Source organism: Companilactobacillus halodurans (assembly GCF_009600985.1).
In the GTDB taxonomy this organism is placed as follows: Bacteria; Bacillota; Bacilli; order Lactobacillales; family Lactobacillaceae; genus Companilactobacillus; species Companilactobacillus halodurans.
On sequence record NZ_VDFP01000007.1, the window covers coordinates 52,926 to 78,600 of the forward strand.

Annotated in this window: 28 protein-coding genes, 1 other RNA gene and 1 other annotated feature; of the genes, 23 read left to right on the forward strand and 6 right to left on the reverse strand. The window is 36.4% G+C overall.

Annotated features, from left to right (window positions below):
• Positions 1–386: 386 nt before the first annotated feature.
• Together FHL06_RS04960 and FHL06_RS04965 are read left to right on the forward strand one after the other, a co-directional pair.
• On the forward strand, positions 387–1,244 hold the full coding sequence (locus FHL06_RS04960) for a GRP family sugar transporter (protein ID WP_153385131.1): 858 nt from the start codon (positions 387–389) through the stop codon (positions 1,242–1,244).
• Positions 1,245–1,336: 92 nt separating this feature from the next.
• Positions 1,337–2,137, forward strand: coding sequence for an HAD family hydrolase (locus tag FHL06_RS04965; RefSeq protein ID WP_153385132.1), 801 nt, complete (start codon positions 1,337–1,339; stop codon positions 2,135–2,137).
• Positions 2,138–2,204: 67 nt separating this feature from the next.
• On the opposite strand, the gene FHL06_RS04970 is transcribed toward FHL06_RS04965, so the two are convergent.
• Positions 2,205–2,513, reverse strand: a complete 309-nt coding sequence (locus FHL06_RS04970; RefSeq protein WP_153385133.1) for a hypothetical protein — start codon at positions 2,511–2,513, stop codon at positions 2,205–2,207.
• 229 nt (positions 2,514–2,742) lie between these two features.
• Here FHL06_RS04970 and FHL06_RS04975 point away from each other — a divergent pair, with 229 nt between their 5' ends.
• On the forward strand, positions 2,743–3,261 hold the full coding sequence (locus FHL06_RS04975; RefSeq protein ID WP_153385134.1) for a hypothetical protein: 519 nt from the start codon (positions 2,743–2,745) through the stop codon (positions 3,259–3,261).
• Between the two features lie 62 nt (positions 3,262–3,323).
• Here the strand turns inward: FHL06_RS04975 and FHL06_RS04980 are convergent, their stop codons facing one another.
• The 5 genes from FHL06_RS04980 to FHL06_RS05000 form a co-directional block, all read right to left on the reverse strand.
• Positions 3,324–5,411, reverse strand: a complete 2,088-nt coding sequence (locus FHL06_RS04980; protein ID WP_153385135.1) for a KUP/HAK/KT family potassium transporter — start codon at positions 5,409–5,411, stop codon at positions 3,324–3,326.
• Positions 5,412–5,533: 122 nt separating this feature from the next.
• Positions 5,534–7,969, reverse strand: coding sequence for a Xaa-Pro dipeptidyl-peptidase (locus FHL06_RS04985; protein WP_153385136.1), 2,436 nt, complete (start codon positions 7,967–7,969; stop codon positions 5,534–5,536).
• 146 nt (positions 7,970–8,115) lie between these two features.
• Positions 8,116–9,459, reverse strand: coding sequence for a C1 family peptidase (locus FHL06_RS04990; RefSeq protein WP_153385137.1), 1,344 nt, complete (start codon positions 9,457–9,459; stop codon positions 8,116–8,118).
• Positions 9,460–9,482: 23 nt separating this feature from the next.
• Positions 9,483–10,172 carry a ribose-5-phosphate isomerase RpiA gene (gene rpiA, locus FHL06_RS04995; RefSeq protein ID WP_153385138.1) on the reverse strand — a complete coding sequence of 230 codons (690 nt, stop codon included), beginning with the start codon at positions 10,170–10,172 and terminating at the stop codon, positions 9,483–9,485.
• On the reverse strand, positions 10,173–10,475 hold the full coding sequence (locus FHL06_RS05000; protein WP_153385139.1) for a GNAT family N-acetyltransferase: 303 nt from the start codon (positions 10,473–10,475) through the stop codon (positions 10,173–10,175).
• 130 nt (positions 10,476–10,605) lie between these two features.
• Here FHL06_RS05000 and FHL06_RS05005 point away from each other — a divergent pair, with 130 nt between their 5' ends.
• The 20 genes from FHL06_RS05005 (at position 10,606) to dnaX (ending at position 25,646) form a co-directional block, all read left to right on the forward strand.
• Positions 10,606–11,148 carry a dCTP deaminase/dUTPase family protein gene (locus FHL06_RS05005; protein WP_153385140.1) on the forward strand — a complete coding sequence of 181 codons (543 nt, stop codon included), beginning with the start codon at positions 10,606–10,608 and terminating at the stop codon, positions 11,146–11,148.
• Between the two features lie 19 nt (positions 11,149–11,167).
• A complete protein-coding gene (gene radA / locus FHL06_RS05010; protein ID WP_153385182.1) occupies positions 11,168–12,541 on the forward strand; it encodes a DNA repair protein RadA in 1,374 nt (457 codons plus the stop codon).
• 14 nt (positions 12,542–12,555) lie between these two features.
• Positions 12,556–13,854 (forward strand): PIN/TRAM domain-containing protein, encoded by a 1,299-nt coding sequence (locus tag FHL06_RS05015; protein ID WP_153385141.1) that lies wholly within the window; start codon positions 12,556–12,558, stop codon positions 13,852–13,854.
• The gene (gene gltX, locus FHL06_RS05020) at positions 13,835–15,331 is read left to right on the forward strand and encodes a glutamate--tRNA ligase (RefSeq protein WP_153385142.1); all 1,497 of its coding nucleotides are present in this window, start codon (positions 13,835–13,837) and stop codon (positions 15,329–15,331) included. Before FHL06_RS05015 ends, gltX begins: the two co-directional genes overlap by 20 nt.
• 89 nt (positions 15,332–15,420) lie before the next feature.
• Entirely contained in the window at positions 15,421–16,827 is a 1,407-nt protein-coding gene (gene cysS, locus FHL06_RS05025; protein ID WP_153385143.1) for a cysteine--tRNA ligase, read from the forward strand.
• Positions 16,820–17,233 carry a Mini-ribonuclease 3 gene (locus tag FHL06_RS05030; RefSeq protein WP_153385144.1) on the forward strand — a complete coding sequence of 138 codons (414 nt, stop codon included), beginning with the start codon at positions 16,820–16,822 and terminating at the stop codon, positions 17,231–17,233. The genes cysS and FHL06_RS05030 overlap by 8 nt, the downstream gene beginning before the upstream one ends.
• Positions 17,214–17,984, forward strand: coding sequence for a 23S rRNA (guanosine(2251)-2'-O)-methyltransferase RlmB (gene rlmB / locus FHL06_RS05035; protein WP_153385145.1), 771 nt, complete (start codon positions 17,214–17,216; stop codon positions 17,982–17,984). The genes FHL06_RS05030 and rlmB overlap by 20 nt, the downstream gene beginning before the upstream one ends.
• A 130-nt stretch (positions 17,985–18,114) precedes the next feature.
• On the forward strand, positions 18,115–18,690 hold the full coding sequence (locus tag FHL06_RS05040) for a sigma-70 family RNA polymerase sigma factor (RefSeq protein WP_153385146.1): 576 nt from the start codon (positions 18,115–18,117) through the stop codon (positions 18,688–18,690).
• 76 nt (positions 18,691–18,766) lie between these two features.
• Positions 18,767–18,916 (forward strand): 50S ribosomal protein L33, encoded by a 150-nt coding sequence (gene rpmG / locus FHL06_RS05045; protein WP_075887434.1) that lies wholly within the window; start codon positions 18,767–18,769, stop codon positions 18,914–18,916.
• A 13-nt stretch (positions 18,917–18,929) separates the two neighbouring features.
• Entirely contained in the window at positions 18,930–19,115 is a 186-nt protein-coding gene (gene secE / locus FHL06_RS05050; RefSeq protein WP_153385147.1) for a preprotein translocase subunit SecE, read from the forward strand.
• A gap of 96 nt (positions 19,116–19,211) precedes the next feature.
• Entirely contained in the window at positions 19,212–19,757 is a 546-nt protein-coding gene (nusG, locus tag FHL06_RS05055) for a transcription termination/antitermination protein NusG (RefSeq protein ID WP_153385148.1), read from the forward strand.
• 119 nt (positions 19,758–19,876) lie between these two features.
• Positions 19,877–20,299 carry a 50S ribosomal protein L11 gene (gene rplK / locus FHL06_RS05060; RefSeq protein ID WP_162000269.1) on the forward strand — a complete coding sequence of 141 codons (423 nt, stop codon included), beginning with the start codon at positions 19,877–19,879 and terminating at the stop codon, positions 20,297–20,299.
• Between the two features lie 103 nt (positions 20,300–20,402).
• Positions 20,403–21,083 carry a 50S ribosomal protein L1 gene (gene rplA / locus FHL06_RS05065; RefSeq protein WP_153385149.1) on the forward strand — a complete coding sequence of 227 codons (681 nt, stop codon included), beginning with the start codon at positions 20,403–20,405 and terminating at the stop codon, positions 21,081–21,083.
• Positions 21,084–21,113: 30 nt separating this feature from the next.
• Positions 21,114–21,233, forward strand: a sequence feature (ribosomal protein L10 leader region).
• Between the two features lie 47 nt (positions 21,234–21,280).
• Positions 21,281–21,793 (forward strand): 50S ribosomal protein L10, encoded by a 513-nt coding sequence (gene rplJ, locus FHL06_RS05070; RefSeq protein WP_153385150.1) that lies wholly within the window; start codon positions 21,281–21,283, stop codon positions 21,791–21,793.
• A gap of 34 nt (positions 21,794–21,827) precedes the next feature.
• A complete protein-coding gene (rplL, locus tag FHL06_RS05075) occupies positions 21,828–22,196 on the forward strand; it encodes a 50S ribosomal protein L7/L12 (protein ID WP_057867318.1) in 369 nt (122 codons plus the stop codon).
• 75 nt (positions 22,197–22,271) lie between these two features.
• Positions 22,272–22,874 (forward strand): class I SAM-dependent methyltransferase, encoded by a 603-nt coding sequence (locus tag FHL06_RS05080; RefSeq protein WP_153385151.1) that lies wholly within the window; start codon positions 22,272–22,274, stop codon positions 22,872–22,874.
• Between the two features lie 43 nt (positions 22,875–22,917).
• Complete coding sequence (locus tag FHL06_RS05085) at positions 22,918–23,232, forward strand: hypothetical protein (protein WP_153385152.1); 315 nt, start codon at positions 22,918–22,920, stop codon at positions 23,230–23,232.
• 1 nt (position 23,233) lies between these two features.
• Positions 23,234–23,710 carry a nucleoside deaminase gene (locus tag FHL06_RS05090; RefSeq protein WP_192917949.1) on the forward strand — a complete coding sequence of 159 codons (477 nt, stop codon included), beginning with the start codon at positions 23,234–23,236 and terminating at the stop codon, positions 23,708–23,710.
• Between the two features lie 36 nt (positions 23,711–23,746).
• An RNA gene (gene ffs, locus FHL06_RS05095) (signal recognition particle sRNA small type) lies at positions 23,747–23,847 on the forward strand.
• A gap of 71 nt (positions 23,848–23,918) precedes the next feature.
• Positions 23,919–25,646 carry a DNA polymerase III subunit gamma/tau gene (gene dnaX / locus FHL06_RS05100; protein WP_153385154.1) on the forward strand — a complete coding sequence of 576 codons (1,728 nt, stop codon included), beginning with the start codon at positions 23,919–23,921 and terminating at the stop codon, positions 25,644–25,646.
• Positions 25,647–25,675: the final 29 nt, after the last annotated feature.

Here is a 25,675-nt window from a genome sequence, read left to right on the forward strand (position 1 = left end):
AAGTAGATAAATTAATAAATAGATTAAAAGAGTTCATGATCCTAATGGGATTATGAACTTTTTTTATGTATAAAAGATTATTATTCGTAGTTGTGAAAATGCCACAAAAAAAATGGTAACGCACACAAATTTATAAAAGTGTAAGAGAAAGTGCTTTCTTTTTTGAAAAATTGATGTAGAATATTTAAATGGTCTAGATGAATGGCAAAAAGCAGAAGTTTTATGCCAAGTGGACTTATTCAGATAAATTTATTGTAATAATGTTAATTTTCAAATTGAGTAATTATAAATATATGATAAGAAAAACGTAGTTTTTTGTGTATGTAGGATTTATCTTTTTTTAAAGAATTATTACTAATATTTGTCAAATCGAGAAGGGGTTTCATATGAATATTTTAATTGCGTTAATACCAGCGCTTGGATGGGGCTTTATGCCAATCATCACTGGTAAAATTGGTGGTTCACCAGCTAACCAAATGTTTGGTATTGGAGCTGGAGCCACAATCGTTGGTTTGGTAACTTATTTAATCACGCAGCCAACCGTTAGTACAGTAGCCTTTTGGTTCTCATTATTGTGTGGAGCTTTATGGACAATTGGTCAAATTGGACAATTTATTTCTTTTACACGTATTGGAGTTTCAGGTACTGTACCATTATCAACTGTTTTTCAATTAGTCGGTAATTCAATCATTGGGATGTTGATTTTTGGCGACTGGGCAGGTGCTCAATCAAAAATTATCGGAATCATTGCTTTAGCAATCGTTGTCGTTGGTGCTTTATTGACATCAGTTAACGATAGTTCTGAGGGAAATAAACTTGAATTAAAAGATGCCATGTTCTTACTTTGTACAACTGTTGGATTTTGGATTTATTCATCTTTCCCAAATATTTCGATTGTTAAGCATGAAAGCGGTACAGGTATCTTCTTGCCTGAAATGCTAGGAATCTTAATTGGTGCGATTATCTTCGCTCTTTTCACTGATCGTGAATCATTCAAACAAAAAGAACAATATCAAAATATCCTTGGTGGAGTTGCTTGGGGAATCGCTGCTTTTGCTTATATCTTCTCTGCTAAAGCTAACGGAAATACTTCAGCCTTCATTTGGACGCAATTAAACGTGGTAATTGGTACCTTTGGTGGTATTTTGATTCTACATGAGCGTAAGAGTAAACGTGAATTGAAATTTACGATTTTAGGAATTGTTTTAATTGTTGTTGGTAGTGTTGCAACATCATTTGCATAGAAATAAAAAAATACAACTCAATTTGGGATGTATTTTTATTATAATTAGAATGTAATCGTAAACATGAATTTATTATTTGGAGGAAAAACCACATGATTAAGCATATATTTTCAGATATGGATGGTACTTTATTACAAAGCAATGGCAAGATAAGTGCTAATAATATCGAAATAATTAAAAAAAGCAAGATACCCTTCACTCTAGTTTCAGCACGGTCACCTAAAGAGATGTTCGAAGTAATCGATTTATTGGCATTGAGTGAACCTCAAATTGCCTTTAACGGTGGTTTAATTTTCCAATTACAGGATGGAAAGGTGAAGGCCTTAAAAGAAGATACGATTGTTAATGACTCAGTTGCAAGAATCGTTGAACTATGCAAAAAAGAATTTCCTAGCGTGAGCTGCAGTTTTTATGGTCAAGATACTTGGTACATTGATCGAATGGATTCGGGTATTGAGATGGAAAAGAGAATCGGCGGTCAAACTCCCAAAATGGTTGATTTTGTTACTTTATTAAAACAAGCGGCTACTAAAATCTACAAAATCATGTTTATTACAATGGACTTGCAGAAAATGAAGCCATTGATTGCAAGACTAAAAGAATTGGGCGAGAACGTCAGCATCAATCAATCAGGACAAAGATATTTAGAAATCACTAGTCAAAATGCTGAAAAATCTGAAGGTATTGGCTATATCAAGAAACTTGAGAACTTGGACAAAGAAGAAATGGCTGCTTTTGGAGATGGATTCAATGACGTATCGATGTTGAAGTCAGTTGGAGTTCCAATCGTGATGGATAATGCTTTGGAAGGCGTTCACAACTATGGTAAATATATTACTAAAGATAATGATCACGATGGAGTAGGTCATGGGATTCAAAAATATTTAATTTAAAAAAGGCGGAATAAACATTTTTATTTGAAATGATGTTTTGTTCCGCCTTTGATTTATATATCTTTGATTAGAAACTAACAGTATGTTGATAAGCATTGACAGCTCTTAAAAAATGGTCTTTAAAATATTGTGTTTCACCATAACCAGTGTTTAGGAAGACAAATTGTTTAGAATCGTAGATGAAGCTAATTTTGTCTTCTCCATAGAATATACCAACGTTGATGTCAGTGATTTTACTGATAGGGATGATGATTCGCTTGATTTTTCGCATCCCTCTGACTAGAGTTATCGATAGTTTATCTTTAGAGATTGAGTAATCAACATATCCTTTGTAAGCGTCAGTTGATTGACCGATTATTTGGATATAGCTAAACATTGTCATCACATTCTTTCTAAGTGAGAATTTGAAACAGCTAGTGGTTTTGATACTGCTGATCATCAGTGATTATAAATAGAAATTAGTTTGAGCCATAATGATAATGATTAGTTTTTACAAGACGTACAAGGTAGAGCATTATCTTTGCAAAATTCCATTGCACCGTTTATTTTTAATATAAATTTATTAGATTATTAATAATTATTTGAATTTAAAGCAGGTGTTAAAGATGGAAAAGAGATTTGCGAGAAAATTAAGTTTCAAGCCGCTGTTCAATAGTTTCGTTCTTGGGATGGCCGTTGGAATTTTTATGTACGCTATTTTTGGTCGATCTCTTGTAGCGGGTCTTATTTTCGGCCTAATAGCGTTTTTAATATTAAGTGTCATCGTCTATCCCCGTAGTTTGCCATCGCTGTATGGCTATTGGAGAGTAACTGACGGCAATGTCTATTATTATGATTACAGTACTTGGACTAAAAGAATTCTGGCTATTTTTTTGCCACTGACTAAAAAGCAAGAAAAGGTTTCTTTTGAAGATATTGAATCTTATTCTTTGATCGTTAATAAAAATGCCAATAAATATGTGCCCCATTATATTGTTTTAAAAGTTGATGATGGTCATGATATTGCCTTAGATGTATCGTGGAATTTATTGAAATCAGGTGATCCCGAAAAAGACGTTGAATGGGTCGTTGATTTCATTACCAACAAATTGAATCAAAAAACTGTTAAAATTTTACAAGCATAAGCAAATAAAAAGGACCCAAGGAGATAAAAATCTCTTTGGGTCCTTTTTTGAATTTAGATTATTTAATCATCGTCGTCGTCATCATCGATTTCGCTGTCAATCTTAATATCTTTAAGAGCAGCACGGTCTTTTCTAACTAGACGTAGACGGTTAAGTGAAACTTTTCCTAGAACTAGAGGCACACGCTCTTCAACAACATCACTGTATGAAAGACCAAACCAAGTGGCTGGTGAAATGAATTTTTGAAGCATGAGACGTGTGTGGATAATACTCTTTTTAATTCCACTGATCTTTGTATCTGGTGAGAGAACTTCTTTAATGATAACAAAGGAGAAGTCCCCAACATCACGATCAGGAATGGTTGTATATTTCTGTGGTTGCGACTTGATTTCACCATTTGACATCAAATCGTTAACCACTTGACGAAGATAGACATTGACCTTTTGATCAACTCTAAATCCTAAGTACAGCTGAACGCTGACCATGTAATCAGTATCGAAGGTTTCGACGCTGTATGCGGCCGTGTAAGGTTCGTCAGTAACGTTGACAGTTACGAACCAGTAAACCTGAGCTCGTTTTGGCCGTTTATCAAGAATTGAATAAAGGATATTCTTCTTAATGCGATAGCCATCGTGGACTTTAGTTAAGTAAACGAGGTTAGTCGTGTAAAGAGGATAACTTGGATCTTTTCTTAAATCGTTCAACTGACGTTTAAAGGCTAATAGGGAAGCAAAGTGACTCCGATAAGTGTTGTCATCCTTGAGTCTTTCGCCGTATCTCCAAATGAACATGATAGCAATCAGTAATGCGGCAATGAACATCGTGATGTAGGCACCATGGATGAACTTGCTACTGTTAGTTACGAAGAAGATACATTCAATGATAAAGAAGAAACTGATAATAATCGTTGAGAAGAAGCGATTGGCTCGTTTCATCAATAGCCATTGATGCAGCAGGATCGTTGTCATTAGCATGGTAATAGTAATTTCTAGTCCGTAAGCATTCGACATGTTTTCAGAAGTTTTGAAATAGAAAACAATGAATAAACAAACGACCCAAATAATCGAGTTAACTGTTGGGATATAAAGCTGTCCCTTAAAGTTAGTTGGATAATAAGTTTTTAATCTTGGGAAAATCTTTAATTTAGTTGCTTCAGATACCAAAGTATATGAACCTGAAATCAAGGCTTGAGAAGCAATGATCGCAGCTAGAGCCGACAAGAAGATTCCAAAGAGTCTAAAGTCAGATGGAATGGATTGATAAAATGGATTCATAGCAGAACCCATTTGTTGTAACTGATGATTATCTCTAACGCTAATAATCCAAGCAGCTTGTCCTAAGTAGCTCAAAAGTAAACAAACTTTTACAAATGGCCAACTGGTATAAATATTAGGACGACCAACGTGACCCATGTCAGAATAAAGTGCTTCAGCACCAGTTGTGGCTAGGAAGATGCTTCCTAAAATGAAGACGCCACGGATGTTGACTGGACTACGAAGCAATTCAAAAGCATAGTAAGGATTCAAAGCTCGAATAATCGTCCAGTCAGAGGACATATTCACGATTCCGATGATTCCTAAAAATGAGAACCAAACGAGCATGATAGGTCCAAAAGCCCGACCTATCAATTGTGTACCAAATCTTTGGATAAAGAAGAGCGTTGATAAAATAATAAGCGTCACAATGATTACTTGATTTTGCGTACTGATCAAAATCGTATTGTGAATTGCAATGCCCTTAAGTCCTTCAATAGCAGCTGTTACAGTAACAGCTGGAGTCATCATCCCATCAGCTAAGAAGGTTGCTCCACCAATCATAGCAGGGATAATGAGCCATTTAGCACGCTTTCTAACCAAGGTGTATAGAGCAAAGATTCCACCTTCACCACGGTTATCTGCTCGTAAAGCAATTAAGACATACTTAATTGTCGTTACTAAAGTCAATGTCCAAAAAATTAATGAAACACTACCTAAAATAAAATCGGTGGACATTTTATCAAGTCCACCATTGCCGACCATCAAAGAGTGCATAACATATAGAGGAGAGGTACCAATGTCCCCATAAACGATTCCTAAAGCAATAAGAAATCCCGCTATGCTCATTTTTGAATGGGGGTTATTTCTTAATGAATTCAGTTGTGTCTTTTCCATATAATAATCTCCAAAATAAACAGTTCATCAGCAATTGTAACATTAGAATTGAGAGTATGAAACCACTTAATTTTGGTCCAGTCAGACTTCTCATATACCAAGGCATTTAGCAATTATTGGTCTTAATTCTGATGTATTGGAACAGTCATGAAAGACTGATCTGTCGATACTGTATATTTAATATCTTGATTGCCACGTACAGTCATACCAAAGTCTGTTGCATAGATAATCAAGCCTAGTTGATGTCCTTTTAAGAGCCGATAAAAAGTAGGCTGTAATTCGACACCAACATTATAAAAGATATCAGGCTTTAATTCATCAACTTTGTAGCTATTATGACGATTTTGTAAATTTATATGACCCTTGCTGATCATCTTACAATCAGTCGATTTATTGTAAGTAAATTCCCTTAAATCATCTTCACGCCAGTCATAAGTTTGTGCCAGACTATTTTTTGAAAGTAACGTCGGAGAAACATTTAAACGCTTTGCGACTCCATAGTCAACCAATTGGAAACTTAACATTCCTAAATCTTTATTAGAACTTACTTTGAGATTCAAATTAACTTTGCCGTCAATCGTTAACTCATCGGTTAAAGCAGCTGTTTTAAAAATTAGTTGATTGGCCGAAATCTTTTTATCTCCAGCTAATAAATCTTTTTCCCAGACATCGTTATGACGACTATAAAACTTAAAATCAGTTTCGCTTAATTGGTCTTTAAAACTTCTCTCATCATGAGTATTAGTTTCAGTAGTTTTTGTGGTTAATTTATCATCTGATAAGTTATACTTGATTGTTTCATTCTTATCACTAGCCCAATCTTGATAACTGTTCCAAGTTTCAGGCTTTGTATTGTCTTGAATGATAACGTTAGGGATGATTTCTTTAGCTTGATTATCGACGCCCAGTAATTCATTGGTCAGCCAAAGATTGATGATATCGTTATAGTCGATTGAACGAAAAGCATTGATGTAAATATGTTGTCCTTGATGCAAAATCAGCTTTTGCGTAACGCCGTTATCCTTGATACCGTTCCACAAACGTTCAACATTTCGAGGCTTAACATTCCAGTCATTGAGACCATGAACCATAAAGACGTCAGCTCTGATATTAGAAAAATCCTTATGGTAATTTCTGGCATCCCAAAAACGATTATAGTTGCCAGTTTCACGGTCTTGATCTTTAGCAATAGTTTGAATCTGTTTGTTCCACTTATTTTTGATATTGTGAAAATCGCCAGGTTGCAAACGCCGACTGAAAGTTTCTTCTGCCAAAACATCAGCATCCTCACCAGGGAATCCTCCTGGAGCAATAACTAAACCGCCATCACGGTAGTAGTCGTACCAGCTAGAAATTGCGGCTTCACTGATGACAGTCTTTAAGCCACTGATACCGGTAGAAGCTGCAGCGGTTGCCAGTGTTCCTAGATAAGAGCGACCAGTCATAGCAATTTTTTGATTGGACCACCAAGCTTTGATTTCAATATTGTCAGTTCGGTTGGTAAAAGCAGGAAGTTGACCAGTTAACCACTTGATAATCGAAACGGTTGAAGTTGTTTCTTCCGGGTCGCCAGTTGTTCTTAGACCGTCGGAATCTTTGGTACCAATACCTGCCATATAAACGACCGCAAATCCACGGGCCAAGAAGTAATCATTTAAAGTATAAGAGCTTTCCCTAGCAAACGTCTCTTCGGCGCGCTTAGTCTGGCCATTGATAGTTCTTGGTGCAGGGATTTTTTTACTAGCATTTTCGTGATAAGCAATATCCTCGTAGTGCAAATCATTAGGCTCTTTACGCTTCAAGGGAACATTGACATCATGAGTAAGTTTTTCACCAGTTTCATCATTGGTACCTTGGTTATAAGGACTAGCAGTGTAAAGGGTGGGAACTTTAAGACCATTTTCAGTTTCATAAGGTCGTAATATTTCAGCCTTTAATAAATCACGATGTCCGTCATGGTCGCTATCTTGAGGAGATTCAACATAAACGACTTCACGAATCAATTTATGAGGATTAAAAACTGGTAAAGTCTTTCCATTAAAAAGGAGTGGTTGACTTACTTTTCCATAGAATGGAGTAAAATATCCTTTTGAAGCAAGGCTATCAAGATAAGTTTGACCATTTTTGTTATGAGTAGCTAAAAGCCAGTACCAAGCAGATTTTAATTCGTTAATGGTAAAAGAATTGCTATTGTGGTCAGCAATAATCAATTGAATTTTTTTCATAGCTTTTAATGGATCTGAGAACGAAAAATCAACATCAGGATTGAATTTTAATAATTGCAAAGCAACGTTATAAAAAGCCGTAACGGTAACTTTAGTTGCTGTATCAAGATATTCACTCAAATTTTGACTTTCTGTTGCCATATAAGTTTTAAGCTTTTCTTCAAAAGAAGATGAAGTCTTGGCTTCTAAAAAGCTTTTGCTCAGGAAACTTTTCCACAAGATGATGGGATTAGTTTCTGATTCATTATCTTTATCTAAAAATTTAATAGCGCGTAATTCGTCTAACTGATTGGAAAACTTAGTAGGGCGAAAGGCAAATTGATTATTTTTCATTAACTGACAACTCCTTTTATATATTAATTTCATTATAAAGCAATCCTTGTTGCTTTTGATATGAATTCCGACTTAATTAAGCGAAGATAAAATAAATAGACGTAACAATCTAATGATTGTCGCGTCTATAATTAAGGCTTGATTAATTAAGCTAAAGCACCCATTGGATCCCATGGTGCAAGAACTTTTGGATCTTTTGATTCAGTTTCAAAAGTATTCTTCAAGTCATCTGACAAGTATTTCTTGTTGATAACTAGTTGATAAACATATTCATCGAACCATGAGTCGCTCATAACAAAGTATCCTTTGCTACCAACTTTTTCACCCCATGAATTTTCGACCTTCCATTTGAGTGGATTGCCATTTTCATCAAGGTCGACACCTGTAATAACCATAGCATGTGTCATCATACTTTCAATGTAGTCAAGACGTTGTGCCTTAGTCATCTTGAGATCAGTGTCAAGTAATCCTTCAAGGTCGTAGATGTTTGTGTCCATAATACCGATCTTACGGTCAGAGCTTTGGCCAACATCGCTACCGAACCAAACAGTTTCGCCTGCTTTTAATTGTTTGATTTCCAATTTCTTGAAATCATCAATCTTAAGGTTCAAGTGACGTACTTGACGACCACCGACAACGTTACCTAACATTTCAACTGTGTAAACGTGATTGTATGGCTTATCGGCAGTTGGAGCATTGATAGTTGAGATATAGCTGTCAAAATCCCAGCCAACATATTTCTTGAAAAATTCTTGTGGTGTGATTCCAGTTTCACGATGGAAGTTCTTGTCATCGTCACGGTAAGCCCAGTCAAATTTTTCTGGAGGAACGCCAACAGTGTAAACTAAAATCTTGTAGATTTCACTGAGCAATTCGTCTTTTTTACGTTCGATATCTTCTTCAGATTTGTTGTCATTTACTAAGTCACGCAAGATGATAGCATCTTTACGTAATTTCTTGTTGAGAACATTATTTAATTCAGAAGAATTTGTACGACTGAAAGTGTCTGGCATAACGGCCTTTGGAACGACACCATATTTTTGAACTAGGGCCATGACCATATCCCATTGACCACCATCTTGTTGAGGAGTCGTCATGAGAAAGTCGACTTTACGGTCACCAACTGGTAAAGCGGCTGTGTTGATAACATTTTCGAAGAAGTAGTTAGATTTTTCCAATTTATCCCAGAAAAGCATATATCCTTGAGATAATTCAAAGCCTTTGATTTTAAAATTGTCTTGAAGTGGGTGTCTCATCGTATTTAAAGCGGCGAAAACCCAGCAAAGTCCAGATTGCTTTTGGTCTGAAACCTTACCAGTGTCGATTTCAATAGAAAAAGTTGGATCCATTGCTACTTTTGAAGCAAGCGTTTCACTGGATTTGAATAATCCATTATTAGCAACGGCATTCTTAATGGCACTTGAGCCCGGGGTTTTGTCGAATGCAGTTTGAAATTTTTCTAATTCTGATGATGTAATTTCTTTAGTCATGCAATATTCTCCTCTATTTGATATTATCTGATATTATCGATTACTTTTGGTCCATCCTCATAACCGACGATAATAGTATTAACTATATCAAGAAATAGTCCGTGTGCAACTATTCCAACTTGGTGATCGAGCCAATCAGCTAATAGGTGAGGGTGATTGATCGTTCCCATTTTAAGATCGATTACGTAATTTTTATTGTGAGTCAAAACACGTTTGCCATTTTCATCTAAACGAAATTCTGGCTTCAAATTTTCTTTTTTAAGGTCTTCGAAAGTCTTTTCACAACCGAAAGGAATAACTTCTAGTGGTAATGGGAAACTTCCTAGTTGGTCAGCCATTTTTGATTGATCAACAATCCAAATATTTTTAGTTGAGTTAGTTGCAACCATTTTTTCGAGCAAGTGGGCAGCACCACCACCCTTGATGCCTTGGTAGTTCTTGTCAATTTGGTCAGCACCATCGATAGTGACATCAATGTGATCAACTTCGTTGAGGTCTTTAGTTGGAATGCCTAAAGATTTGGCTTGCTTTTCAGAACGTGATGAAGTCGTTACAGCGACGATGTTTTTAATATCGCCAGCTTGGTATCGGCGACCAAGTTCTTCAATCATATAATAAACCGTTGAACCAGTTCCTAAACCAACGACCGAGTCGCTTTTAAAATAATCGACAGACTTAACGCCGACAGCTTTTTTTAATTCATTTTGATTCAATTAATTTTCCCCCTTCAAGAGCTTTTGGTAATTTTCGGTTAACAAAAATCTGATTTCAGGCTTTTGTTTGAAAGCAGCCTTTGCGTATTCGCAAACGGGAATGATTTTTAGACTCTTTAAGTCCGCAAAATCTAGTACAGCGTTCAATAATTTTCCAGCCAAACCTTGTCCACGATAATTTTCATTAACGAAAGTATGGTCAAGTGAAATCACGCCATCTTTAACAGTAGAATAAGTCAATTCGCCAATCATTTCGCCGTTATCTTCAAAGAAAAAGCGACCGTCCTCATGTTTCATTTCCATAAAACTACCTCCTGCATATTTAATTAATTTTATATTACTCTATTATAAGAAGAAAGTCAGTCGATTGAATAGTTTTATAAAGGCTAAAATGCTATTATTTTAGATATCTAATGCTAAAGGAGTTTTCAATTTGACAAAAAAACGTGGATTTGAAATTGTAAAGAAATATGAAGGTGAAGGCCTTAATTTACCAGTCCGCCAAACTAAAAATGCTGCTGGATATGATATTGAAAGTGCACAAGATTTCGTTGTTCCATCAATTTGGAAATTTGGTGTGCTTAATGTTTTGAAATTTGTGCTCAATAAAGGGAAAATAGATGATAGTAAAATTGCTGAAGTACAGAAATCTATCAAACCAGTATTAGTACCTACTGGTATCAAAGCCTTTATGCAAGACGATGAAGTTTTAATTATTGCTAGTCGTTCGAGCAATCCTTTGAAACGCGGTTTGTCGATTCCCAATGGTATTGGCGTTGTTGATGCAGATTACTATAATAATGATAGTAATGAGGGAGAATTATTTGTTCAATTAATTAACTTTTTCCCAATTGACTATAAAATAAAGAAGGGCGAACGTTTAGCTCAAGGAATCTTCATTAAATATTTAACGACTGATGACGATGAAGGCGGATTAACGAAACGTCATGGAGGATTTGGTTCTTCAGGAATATAATAAGAAAGGAACTATTTTATTGGCTAAAGCTAAAACAAAATTTGTATGTCAAAACTGTGGATATATTTCACCACGATACTTGGGACGCTGTCCTAATTGTGGCGTCTGGAATCAAATGGTCGAAGAAGTTGACCAGCCAGCTTCAACCAAAGCTAAAGCTACTCCCAGTCGTCGAGTTAGCGATTTGGAATCTAAACCAATTAGTATCAATAATGTCTCTTTTGAGAAAGAACCTCGTGTTAAAACTGAATTAGGCGAGTTGAATCGTGTCCTCGGTGGCGGCATCGTACCGGGTTCGTTGATTTTGATTGGTGGAGATCCTGGTATTGGTAAGTCAACTCTTTTGACCCAAGTTTCAGGTCAACTTCAAAAGCTAGGCGGAAAAGTTTTATATGTGTCTGGTGAAGAGAGTGCGTCACAAATCAAGATGCGTGCTGACCGTTTGGGCATCACCGGCGACAATCTCTATGTTTATCCACAAACTGATATGAGTTACATTCGTCAAACTATTAGCGAAATGCATCCCGACTATTTGATAATCGATTCGGTTCAAACAATGGATGAGCCAGAAATAACTTCAGCAGTCGGCAGTATTTCGCAAATTCGTGAAGTAACTGCTGAATTGATGAATATTGCTAAACAACAAAATATCACGGTCTTTGTTGTTGGTCATGTTACTAAAGGTGGAGCAATTGCTGGACCTAAGATTTTGGAACACATGGTGGATACAGTTTTATACTTTGAAGGCGATACTCATCACAGTTACCGTATCTTACGCTCAGTTAAAAATCGCTTTGGTTCGACAAATGAGATTGGTATCTTTGAAATGCAGACGAAAGGTTTAGTGGAAGTTGCCAATCCTTCAGAGATTTTCTTAGAGGAACGTTTGGCTAATGCTAATGGTTCTGCAGTTGTTGTTTCAATGGAAGGAACCAGACCAATCCTTGTTGAGATTCAATCATTGATTACACCAACGATTTTTGGTAATGCCAAGAGAACATCAACAGGTATAGATCATAATCGTGTTTCGGTTATTATGGCGGTTTTAGAAAAACGTGGTAATTTAATGCTGCAAAATCAGGATGCTTATCTTAAGTCGACTGGTGGCGTTAAATTAGACGAGCCAGCGATTGATTTAGCCTTGGCCATGTCAATTGCTTCTAGTTACAAAAATACTGGTATTCCAGGAACAGATTGCTTTGTCGGTGAAGTTGGTTTGACAGGTGAGATTAGACGAGTTAACCGAATCGATCAACGAGTCAATGAGGCTGAAAAATTGGGCTTCAAGCGTATTTTCGTTCCAAAGAACAACATTGGCGATTGGTCAAAAGATAATAAGATTCAAATCATTGGTGTCAGTACCGTGACAGATGCAATGAATAAAATTTTTTAAAATAGGAGGTTTTCATGCGAAAAATTGTAATAAATATAATTTTTGCCCTACTAGGTATCGCGGTTGGAATCACTGTCTTACCGATTTTGTGGGAAGTTACCGGTTTAGCAGGAGTTCTCTTTATCAATAACGGCTATTTTGACGGACTTATTGGATGTATCATATTTTATTTCTTGTCGTTCTTGTTTGTTAAACCAATTTTAAATATCAACTTAGAAATCGAAAAATATCTTAATTCGAGATCACCGGGATGGATTATCTATGGTGCCGGATTCTTAATTGGCGGTTTGGTTTTAGCCAACATCATTTCCATTCCTTTTTATATGATGCACAATATGTTTTCCAACGTTATCCCAGTTATCTTGATGATTGTTTTTGGTTGGATTGGTTTTCGAATGGGAACAAGTCGTCGAAATGATTGGAGCAACTTCTCAATTACGAAACGTAATACCAAAGCTGATAATAAAGAAAATTTAAAAGCAGAAGGCGAAGTTACACGTCGTTCAGCTAAAAAGGATTACTATCCTTATAAGATTCTTGATACTTCAGTGGTAATCGATGGTAGAATCCATCAATTGGCACACACTGGTTTTTTGGAAGGAAAATTGATGATTCCTGATTTTGTGGTTCATGAGTTACAATTGATTTCTGATTCCAGCGATAATCAAAAACGCGAACGTGGTCGTCGTGGTCTAGATATTCTCAACGAGATGAAGATGGATAAAGGTATAAATTATGAAACAACCACGCGTGATTATGATAATATTCCAGAAGTGGATATGAAATTACTTAAATTAGCTAAAGAAATCGGTGGTGCTGTCATCACAAATGATTATAATTTAAGTAAGGTAAGTGAATTTCAAAATGTTCAAGTGCTCAATATTAACGAACTAGCCAAAGTTTTGAAACCTATGGTTTTGCCAGGAGAAACAATGACTGTTAAAGTTATAAAAGAGGGTACTGAAAGAGAGCAAGGTGTCGCATACCTAGAAGACGGAACGATGGTCGTTGTTGAAGAAGGTAAATACTTCATCAATAAAGAAGTCGATGTCGTCGTAACTAGTGCATTGCAAACTGATGCTGGTAAAATGATATTTGCAAAGCCTAAGCATTCAATGCATGGTATCCAGGAAAAGAGCAATTCCAAAGAGAATAATAATAATAACCATAATAATGGTGGCAATAACCGAAAGAACAACAGTAACAATAACAACAACGGCAATAACCACAACAATAATGGCAATCATAATTCAAATCGGAAAAACTCGAGAAATAAAAGGGGAGAACACAGAAATGGCAAAAAAGTCAGATAATAAAATTCGTGTAAGATATGCACCAAGTCCAACAGGTCACTTACACATCGGGAATGCGAGAACAGCTATCTTTAACTATCTATTTGCACGTAGTCACAAAGGTACATTCATAATTCGTATCGAAGATACAGATACAAAGAGAAACGTTAAAGGTGGAACAAAGAGTCAACTAGATAACCTCAAATGGCTCGGTGTTGATTGGGATGAAGGTCCAGATGTCGGAGGAGACTATGGTCCTTATCGTCAATCAGAAAGAAAAGAAATTTATCAAAAATATATCGATGAATTGCTTGAAAAGGGCTTGGCTTACAAATCATATCTGACTGAAGAACAACTAACAAAAATGCGTGAAGACCAAGAAGCTCATGGTCAAATGCCACATTACGAATACGAATTTGAAGGTATGAGTGATGAAGAAAAGGCAGCTAAAATCAAAGAAGCAGAAGACAAAGGCCTACAACCTGTTGTTCGTTTCCACGTACCAGTTGGTAAGAACTACGAATGGGACGATATCGTAAAGGGTAAAGTTTCAATCGGTTCTGACACTATCGGTGGCGATTGGGTCATTCAAAAACGTGATGGTATGCCAACATACAATTTTGCGGTTGTTATTGATGACCATTTGATGGAAATCAGTCATGTTCTTCGTGGTGACGATCACGTTGCCAATACTCCAAAGCAATTGATGATTTATGATGCATTGGGCTGGGAAGCTCCTAAGTTTGGTCACATGACTTTGATTATCAATACTGAAACTGGTAAAAAGTTGAGTAAGCGTGACGAATCAATTCTTCAATTCATTGAACAATATCGTGAATTGGGTTACTTGCCAGAAGCTATGTTTAACTTCATTACGCTTCTTGGTTGGTCACCAGTTGGAGAAGACGAACTATTTACTCGCAAACAATTTATCAAGATTTTTGATGAACATCGTTTGAGCAAGTCTCCTGCTAAGTTCGATCAAAAGAAACTTGAATGGGTCAATAATCAATACGTTAAACATGCTGATGTCAGTGAAATTACTGACTTAGTAATTGCTAACTTGATTGAAGCAAAACGTATGGATGAAAATCCATCAACTGACGAAATTCAATGGGCAAGACATTTAACAGAACTCTACATGCCACAAATGTCATATACGCAACAAATCGTTGACTTGGCAGATGTCTTCTTTAACCAACCAGAACACCTAACAGATGATGAACAAAAAGAATTAGCTGATGATGATGCTAAGACTGCTATTGAAGACTTGAAGGGCAAGTTAGAAAAATTGCCACGCTTCACAGCTTCACAAATCATGGCTGCTATTCAATCAGTTAGAGCTGACACAGGCGTTAAGGGTAGAAAACTCTATATGCCAGCTAGAATTGCTGCTACTAGAACAATGCATGGTCCAGCAATTGCTGAAACTATTGAATTATTTGGTAGAGATCAAGCTTTATCAAATATCAATAAGACACTTGATGAAATGAAATAGTATTTGCGTCAAAATAAAAAGAAAACGAAAAAGAGGTTGAAGGAAAACTTAGTTTTGCCTCCAATCTCTTTTTTATATAGGTGAAGATTATGTTGAAAATTTTCAATACATTGACACGTGAAAAAGAAGAATTTAAACCATTAACACCTAATGAAGTAAAAATGTATGTCTGTGGACCCACAGTGTATAACTATATTCACATTGGAAATGCTCGTTCAATCGTAGCTTTTGACACGGTACGACGTTATTTAGAATTTTTAGGTTATAAGGTTAAATTTGTTTCTAACTTCACTGATGTCGATGACAAAATGATAAAAGAAGCTAATCGCGAAAAGATTACCGTTCCAGAAGTAGCTGATCGTTTTATCAAAGCATTCTATGAAGATATTGCAGCCATCAATGTTCAAAAAGCAACGATTAATCCTAGAGCCACTGATAATATTCAAGAAATTATTGATTTTGTAAAGGTATTGATAGAAAAAGGCTATGCCTATGAATCTGACGGAGATGTCTTTTATCGAGCTCGTAAGTTCAAACATTATGGTGAATTATCTGATCAAAATATCGACCAATTAGTCGAAGGTGCTAGTGAACATATCGGCGAAGCCGAGTTTGATAAGAAACAAGATCCGATTGACTTCGTGCTTTGGAAAAAAGCTAAACCAGGTGAAATCAAATGGGATTCTCCTTGGGGAGCAGGTCGACCAGGTTGGCACATTGAATGTTCAGTGATGTCAACTAAATACTTAGGCGATACCTTTGACATTCACGGTGGCGGTCAAGATTTGGAATTCCCTCACCACGAAAATGAAATTGCTCAAAGTGAAGCTAAAACTGGTCAAAAGTTTGTCAATTACTGGATGCACAATGGCTTCGTGACGGTTGAAAATAACGAAAAAATGAGTAAATCTTTAGGCAATTTCGTCACAGTTCATGATTTAGTCAAGCAGACTAATCCTCAAGTTTTGAGATTCTTCTTGTCATCCACTCATTACCGTCGACCATTAGAATATTCACAAGCTAATTTACAAAAAGCAGCTGACAACTTAGATAAAATCAAAACGGCATATAACAATCTGAAGTTTAGATTGTCTGACGCGACTGATGGCGACGATACAACAGTTGCAACTCAAGTTGAAAAAATTATTGAGGACTTCAAAACAGCCATGAATGATGACTTTAACGTCCAAAATGGTTTGACTGAAATCTTTAATCTGGTCAGTTTCGCAAATAATTACAGTTCGAAGACACAAGTTGCTAAAAATGCTGTAAATGTTATCCTAAAAGCTATGGTCGATTTGACAAGTATCTTAGGAATCAAGTTAGATAGTCAACAAGATTTGTCTGCTGAGATTCAAAAGATGGTCGATGAACGTGATGAAGCACGTGCAAATAAAGATTTTGCCACTAGCGATAAATTACGTGATCAATTAAAAGATATGGGTGTAATCCTCGAAGATACACCTCAGGGAACACGGTGGCATATTAATGACTGATGTTAAGAAATTTAATGGAGTGACCTTAGCGTATTTGGGAGATGCGGTTTACGAAGTTTTTGTTCGTGAGCACTTACTTTCTAAAAATATTACTAAGGTAAATGAATTACAGCACCAAGCGAAACATTATGTTTCAGCTAAAGCACAAGCATCTTTAATAACTTTAATGATAGATAAGGGCGTTTTGTCAGAGCATGAAGTCAGAATTTACAAAAATGGACGCAATGCTAAGAAACAAACAAAAGCCAAGAATACGAGTGTCGTCACATATCATATGTCCACTGGTTTTGAAGCAGTCTTTGGTTATTTAGATATTACTGGAGATAAGAAACGTGTTAAAGAATTAGCACAATGGTGCATAAATGAAGTAGAGATAGGTGAAACAGATGGCAGGAAATTCGAATAATAATACAGAAGAAAAAGAGTTAGTTTACGGAGTTCATTCAGTGATCGAACTATTGAAGTCCGCAACCGCTGATCAAAGAGTCAACAAAGTTTTGGTTCAAAAAGGTTTATCCAGCGAGCATATTGCTGAAGCAGTCAAATTGGCCAAACGTGACCGCTTGATTGTTCAAGAAGTTCCAAAGAATAAACTTGATGACATCAGTGACAATGGTAATCACCAAGGGATGGCAGCTTATATCGCACCCTATCAGTACGCTGAAATGGACGATATCTTCAAGAGTGCCGAAAAAAAAGGAACTGATCCCTTTATTTTGATTCTTGATAAAATTGAAGACCCCCATAACTTGGGCTCAATCATGAGAACAGCTGATGCTGTTGGTGTTGACGGTATTATCGTACCTAAGCATCGTTCGACTGGTCTAACTTCAACCGTTGCCAAGACTTCAACTGGTGCAATCGAACACGTGCCAGTAGTTCGAGTAACTAACTTAGTTAATACGATTAAAGACTTGAAGAAGCGTAATGTTTGGGTCTTTGGAACAGCTATGGAAGGCGACAACTACCGTAACTGGAATGCTAAAGGTGCAATTGCCTTAATTATCGGTAATGAAGGTAAAGGCATTTCACCATTAGTTTTGAAGCAAGCTGACCAAACTTTGAATATCCCAATGGTAGGACACGTGCAAAGTTTGAATGCCAGTGTTGCAACTGGTATTTTGTTATACCAAGCATTTGCATCGCGTAACGCTTAATTTTCGAATGAAATATGATTGAATTGATTATATTTCATTCGATTTTTTTGTAAACAGGTGTTCTCTTATAATCGGTAAAATGACATGCTATTTTATAGTTATATAAAATAAAACGCTGTAAATATACTTAATGTCTACTGATATGGAAAAACTCTGGATTGATTGCGTTAAAGAGACTGACGACTCAATTGCTCTAGGTAATTTAGTGAGAAGATATCAACCAATGATTAATAATATGAAGTTGCAATATTTTATTACCGGTTACGATATTAATGATTGGTATCAAGATGCTATGTTGATTTGCTATCAAACTTGCAAGATTTTTGATGGCAATGGTGGTTCTAAATTTGGTAGTTTTTTTAAATTGAAGTTGAGAAATCATGTAATCGATAAAATTAGACATGAGAATGCTTATAAGAGAAGAGCAAATATTCATACTAAGCCGCTTAGTTTTGTCGATTTAGATGATGATCAAGATTTGACAGCAATTGAAAATTGTAATTGGCTAGAAGTTAAGGACCAAATTCAAGACATTATTAAAGATTTGAGTAAAATGGAACTTTTATCATTTCAGTATATCCTTGGGAAAATTTCTAAAGAAGAGGCTTGTCAATTAGCTAAGTGTGATCTTAGACAGATTGAACGGGCGATTAAAAGATGCGAAGTCAAAATTAGAAAAAGAAAATTGCAAGCACGATTGTCATGAGATTGCAATGGACAAAAGTTTGCGAAGAGTTTACAATTAATAGGATTAAGATATAAGTTGGATTTTGGAGAATAAAATGGGATTAAGAAAAGTCGCCCTTGCTTGTACTGTTTGTGGATCACGTAACTATACGATTACAGAAAACCCAAATAGAACAGAACGTCTAGAAGTTAAAAAGTTCTGTAAGCACTGTGGCAAACATACATTACATAAAGAAACAAGATAATCTGGAGGAACAAATGAAACTATTTAAATTTTTTGGTAGTGTCAACAAAGAAATGAAATTAGTTGTTTGGCCTACATTTAAAGAGAACCGTCGCGATACATGGACAGTTATCGCTACATCATTAATGTATGCAATCTTCTTTGCCTTAGTCGATTGGGGCTTAATTACATTATTGCAACACTTTGTAATGGGTAAATAGATTGTAAGTACTTAAAAAATTTGCTATGATGAAACTAACGAGGAAACTTCGACTGTGGTTCGGAGTTTTTTTATTTTGATTTTTTTGGAGGAAAATATGGCTGAAGCTGGCGCAAAACAATGGTATGTTTTACATACTTATTCAGGATATGAAAATAAAGTTAAGGAAAATCTGAAATCACGTGCTCAATCAATGGGTATGGAAGATTACATTTTCCGTGCAGTTGTTCCTGAAGAAGAAGAAACAAAAATGAAAAACGGTAAAGAAAAGAAAGAAATGGAAAAAACTTTCCCTGGCTACGTTTTAGTAGAAATGGTTATGTCTGATGAATCATGGTTTATCGTTCGTAATACACCAGGCGTTACCGGATTTGTCGGCAGTCATGGTTCTGGTAGTAAGCCAGCACCATTGTTACCTGAAGAAATTGATAACATCTTGAGTCAATTTGGAATGGATTCACAAAAACCATCTGACTTCGAAATTGGCGAAACAGTTAAAATTACTGATGGTGCTTTTTCCGATACAACAGGTAAGATTACTGAAATTGACGATGAACATAGAAAACTTAAAGTTGATGTTGACATGTTTGGACGCATGACAAGTGCTGAAGTTGATTTTGAATCTGTTGAAAAGCAAAAATAATTATTGCTAAGAAGAGTAGGCCGTGCTACTATATAACGGTATGTTTTTGACACATACATGTGGGAGAGAAAATATTAATTCTCATCATGACCACATCACGGAACAAGGAGGTATGCACCGTGGCTAAAAAAGTTGCTAACGTAGTAAAATTACAAATCCCTGCTGGACAGGCTACTCCAGCTCCCCCAGTTGGTCCTGCTTTAGGACAAGCTGGTATTAACATTGTTGCCTTTACAAAGGATTTCAATGCGCGTACACAAGATCAAAAGGGTATGATTATCCCTGTTGTTATCTCAGTATATGAAGACCGTTCATTCGATTTCGTTACTAAGACACCACCAGCTGCTGTTCTATTGAAGAAAGCTGCTGGCGTTGAAAAGGGCTCTGGCGAACCTAATACAAACAAGGTTGCCACAGTTTCTGAAGACCAAGTTCGCGAAATTGCTGAAACCAAGATGAAAGACCTAAACGCTGCTAGTGTTGAAGCTGCAATGCGTATGGTTGCTGGTACTGCAAGAAGTATGGGCTTTGAAGTAAAGTAAAAGACTAGATCAAGCAGTTTACAGGGATGTGAAAACATTCTTAACAAGTGGGAGGAGAAAATATAATTCTCCGTAAAGACCACAAAGCAAGGAGGAACTTAGCATGGCTAAGCATGGAAAAAAATATACAGAAGCACTAAAACAAGTAGATAAAAACAAACGCTACACCGCTGAAGAAGCCGTTGAGTTATTGAAGAAGGTTGACTATGCCAAATTTGACGCAACTGTTGAAGTTGCCGTTAACTTGGATGTTGATCCTAAACAAGCTGACCAACAAATTCGTGGTGCTATCGTACTACCAAATGGTACAGGTAAAACACAAAAGGTTATTGTCTTTGCTGAAGGACAACAAGCTAAGGATGCAGAAGCAGCCGGCGCTGATGTTGTAGGTTCAGATGATCTTGTTGACAAGATCCAAGACGGTTGGCTAGACTTTGACGTTGCTGTTGCAACACCACCAATGATGGCTAAAGTTGGACGTTTAGGTCGTATTCTTGGACCTAAAGGTTTGATGCCTAACCCTAAGACAGGTACTGTTACTATGGACGTTACAAAGGCTGTTAATGATATTAAAGCCGGACAAGTTACATACCGTGTCGACTCAAATGGTCTTATCCACGCACCTATTGGTAAGATTTCATTCGATACAAAGAAAATTACAGAAAACTTTGATGCATTCTACGGTGCTATCGTAAAAGCTCGTCCTGCATCACTTAAAGGTAATTATGTAACAAGTGTTAATATGACATCCACATTCGGACCTGGTCTAAAAATTAACGCTTAATGTTGACTAATAACCAAAATAATGATAAATTATTATAGTTGATTTCTACCGAAGACTCAGGTGATGAAAGTCTTAATATCCTGCCGAGGCCAGAAGATTATTTCACTTAATCTCTGTGTCCTGAGGGCACAGAGATTTTATTATTTTTAAGCCGTTGTAGATAATTAACTAAAAAATTGTGGAGGTGAAACGTAATAATGAAGCAAGATGTACTAGCACAAAAACAAGCACAAGTTGATGCAGTTGCTAAACAATTAACAGGCGCAAAGTCAGTTATCGTTGTTGACTACTTAGGTCTAACTGTTGAACAAGCAACAGAAATGCGTGCTGAATTACGTGAACAAAATGCTACAATGCAAGTTATCAAGAATACAATCTTGAGACGTGCAGCTGAAAAAGCTGGTGTTGAAGGTCTAGAGAAATTCTTCGTTGGACCAACAGCTATTGCTTATTCAGAAGAAGATCCTGTTGGACCTGCTAAAGTAGCTGCTAAGTTTGCCAAAGATGTTGAATCCGTTGAAATCAAGGGTGGAATCATCGAAGGTAAAGCAGCTTCACTTGATGAAATTCAAGAACTTGCAACATTACCAGACAGAGATGGCATGCTATCAATGTTGGTATCTGTATTACAAGCTCCTGTTCGCGACTTTGCTATGGTTGTTAAGGCCGTTGCAGATAAAGAAGACGATGGACAAGAAGCTACTAACTAATTAAAAAAACTCATAATATTTGGAGGACATTAAAATGGCTTTAGATACACAAAAGATTATCGATGATTTAAAAGATGCTTCAATTCTAGAACTTAACGACCTTGTTAAGGCTATTGAAGAAGAATTTGACGTTAAGGCTGCTGCTCCAGTTGCTGCTGCCGGTGCTGCTGGTGGAGACGCTGCTGCAGAAAAAGATTCATTCGACGTTGAACTTACAGAAGCAGGACAAGAAAAGGTTAAGGTTATCAAGGAAGTTCGTGGTATCACAGGACTTGGCTTGAAGGACTCAAAGGACCTTGTTGATGGCGCTCCTAAGGTTATCAAGGAAGGCGTTGCTAAGGCTGACGCTGACGACATGAAGGCTAAACTTGAAGCTGTTGGTGCAACAGTTACATTGAAGTAATACACTTTATGTTAAAATTAATCCTCGTAAGAGGATTTTTTTTTACCCTCAAATAGTAGTGAGGAAGGAAAAATTATGGCAAATCAATATTTTGAAAATACACCTGGTTTAGAGCATGAAGTAAAGAATTTTAATTTTACCTTACGAAAGCACAACTTGGATTTTATGTCAGATAGTGGCGTTTTCTCAAGACAGACCATTGACTATGGCTCTCGTGTTTTGATTGAGGCGATTGATTTCCAAAATATCCCTAATGGCAATATTTTGGATGTTGGTTGTGGCTATGGTCCAATTGGTTTAGCACTTGCTAAAGAACAGGATAAGAGAACAGTAACAATGGTCGATGTTAATTTGCGGGCCTTAGATTTAGCTAAGCAAAATGCTTCTAACAATCAGATTAAAAATGTAGAAATTTTTGAATCTGACGTTTATAAAGAAGTTAAAGATAAGTATGCTTTGATAGTTTCTAATCCTCCTGTAAGAGCAGGCAAGAGCGTTGTTACAGCAATTCTTGCCGAATCTAAGGATTATTTGGAACCAAATGGTGAATTATGGATAGTTCTACAAAAGAAGCAAGGTGCACCCTCGGCTAAAAAATTAATGGATAAAACTTTTGGCAATGTGGAAATTGTCACTCGTGAAAAAGGATATTATATTCTCAAAAGTAAAATGATTTAAAAAATCTAGCAATATGGTATATTCATATTGGAGGCGTTTACTTATGAAGAAAAAAATATTAATCGGTATTTTATTATCTTGTGTTTCAACGGGAACTTATTTTGCAGTGCGCGCAGTGAAGCACTCTATGAAAGAAAATGCTGCTAAAAAAGATCGAGAAAAATTGGAATCCTTTGTTGAAAAATATCTTCACGGTAACGATAAATTGATGGATTTTGTCAGGACTCTTTCAGATGATCAAGTTAAAGAATTGATTAGTATTTTAGAGTCGCTCCAAAAGCAAAAAGATCAATTGAAGATTAAAGCTCCAATTTTACCAAAATATTTGGAGAAGAAAGTAACTAACTTAATTAACTAATATGATATTTTCAGAAGAACAGATAAATGGATATATGGAACAAGCTTTAACACAAGCTAAAGAAGCTGAAACTAGAGGAGAAGTTCCAATCGGCTGCATTATCGTCGATAACTTAACTGGCGAAGTGATTGCTAAGGGTTCGAATGAACGAGAAGAAACTCAAGATGCTATCAAGCATGCAGAGATTATTGCGATAGAAGCAGCTTGTAAAAAAATTGGCAGCTGGCGTCTAGAGCACACTAGTTTATTCGTGACCTTAGAACCATGTCCGATGTGTGCCGGGGCAATTATTAATAGTCGTGTGGAAGAAGTTATTTTTGGAGCTAGCGACCCTAAAGCTGGGTTAGTAGGATCAATCAATAACTTATTGACTGAAACGCGCTACAATCACCAACCAGAAGTATTGAGCAATATTAAGGCTGATGAATCAGCTCAGCTTTTAAGAAATTTTTTCCGAAAAATTCGCTCTAAGAAGTAGAAAAGTTTAGTGATTTATAGTATGATAGTTATTGCCGCAAGGCCTTAGGGCAATGATGCTCTTACAAATCGTGTCAGATCCGGAAGGAAGCAGCACTAAGTAAGGTGTGTCATGTGCCTTTTGTTATGCATATAAGCCTCCTAATCTGTTAAAGATTAGGAGTTTTTTTGTGGTAAAATTTACATATCAGATTTTTTAAGGAGAAAAAATGGCATATCAAGCACTATATCGAGTTTGGCGTCCCCAAACTTTTTCTGATGTAATCGGTCAAGATGTTATCACTCAGACCCTGCGTAATGCAGTCGCTAGTCAAATGACCAGCCATGCTTATTTGTTCAGTGGTCCCAGAGGAACAGGTAAGACATCTTGTGCTAAAATTTTAGCCAAAGCGGTCAACTGCCTTAATCCCCAAGATGGCGAACCTTGCAATAAATGCGAGATTTGTTTGGCAGCAAACGAGAACCGTTTGAACGATGTGATTGAAATTGATGCTGCTTCAAATAATGGTGTTGAAGAAATTCGTGATATCCGCGATAAAGTTAAGTACGCACCAACTGAAGCTAAGTTCAAAGTATATATCATCGATGAAGTTCACATGCTTTCCCAAGGTGCTTTTAATGCCTTATTGAAGACACTAGAAGAACCACCTGAAAATGTCATGTTTATTTTAGCCACAACGGAACCACAAAAGATTCCGGCCACGATTATTTCTAGAACTCAAAGTTTTAATTTTCGAAGAATTTCCCGCCAAGATATTTTGAAGCGGATGGAATTCATTTTAAATGATAAAAATATTGAATATGACGATGAAGCATTGAATATCATTGCTGCCTCAGCAGAAGGTGGAATGCGTGATGCTTTAAGTATTTTGGATCAAGCGTTATCCTATGGCGATGATTCGTTGACTTTAAAGAATGCCCAAGAAGTAACCGGTGCATTAAGCAATGAACAGATTGTTTCTTATATGACAGCGATCGCTGATAATAAACCGGCACAGGCTCTGACTAGTTTGTATCAAATCTTAGCTAGCGGTCGTTCAGCTTTGAGATTTACTGAAATGATTATCCGAGTTTGTCGTAATTTAATCTTGTATAATTCTAATTCAGATTTATCTAAGCAAATGGATAGCTCGGTCATGACTCAAGAATTGCTCGACATCGCTAACAAGTTCGACAATGCACGCTTGTTTTATATTGTCGACCAAGTCAGCGCTACGCAAAATAATTTAAAGAATTCTAACCAAACTGATATTTATATGGAAATCTTAACCGTCAAAATTAGCGAACCTCAAGTGGAGCAAGTAGCGTCGCAACAAAATCCTACGGAAGTTCCAGTGAGTGACAACGATAATGGCAATCTTGAACTAGATAAATTGCGCGATGAAGTGTCACACTTGCAAAATGAAGTTAAGACTTTATCAAACGGTACGACCAAGCCTGCTGCTACACAGCCAACTAAAAAGGCTCACCATCGAAATAATAATAACCGTCTCAATAAGACTGCTATTTATAAAGTTTTGAGCAATGCTACTAAAAATGATTTGGTAGCAGCTCGAGATATTTGGCCCGATTTAATGAGTATGCTTTCAATAACACAACGTGCTATGATGAAAGTCGCAGAGCCAGTTGCAGCTTCTTCTGATGGAATCGTGGTAGCTTTTGACTATGCAATGTGGTTTGAGCAAGTTCAAGACGATACTGGTTTCTTACAAGAATTGAGCGACAACACTAGCAAGTTGATGAAAAAAGATTGCCAAATCGTTCTAGTACCAAAGGTCGATTGGCCTAAAATTAGAAAAGAATATATCGACAATAATATTGATTTAAGCAATAAAGACAATGTAAAATCTAAGAAAGAAACTAAAAAAACTGATCCCACCGTTGATGAAGCATTAAAATTATTTGGTGACGATATAGTTGATGTTAAAGATGACTAGGAGGAATTTTTTATGAGTAAAGGAATGCC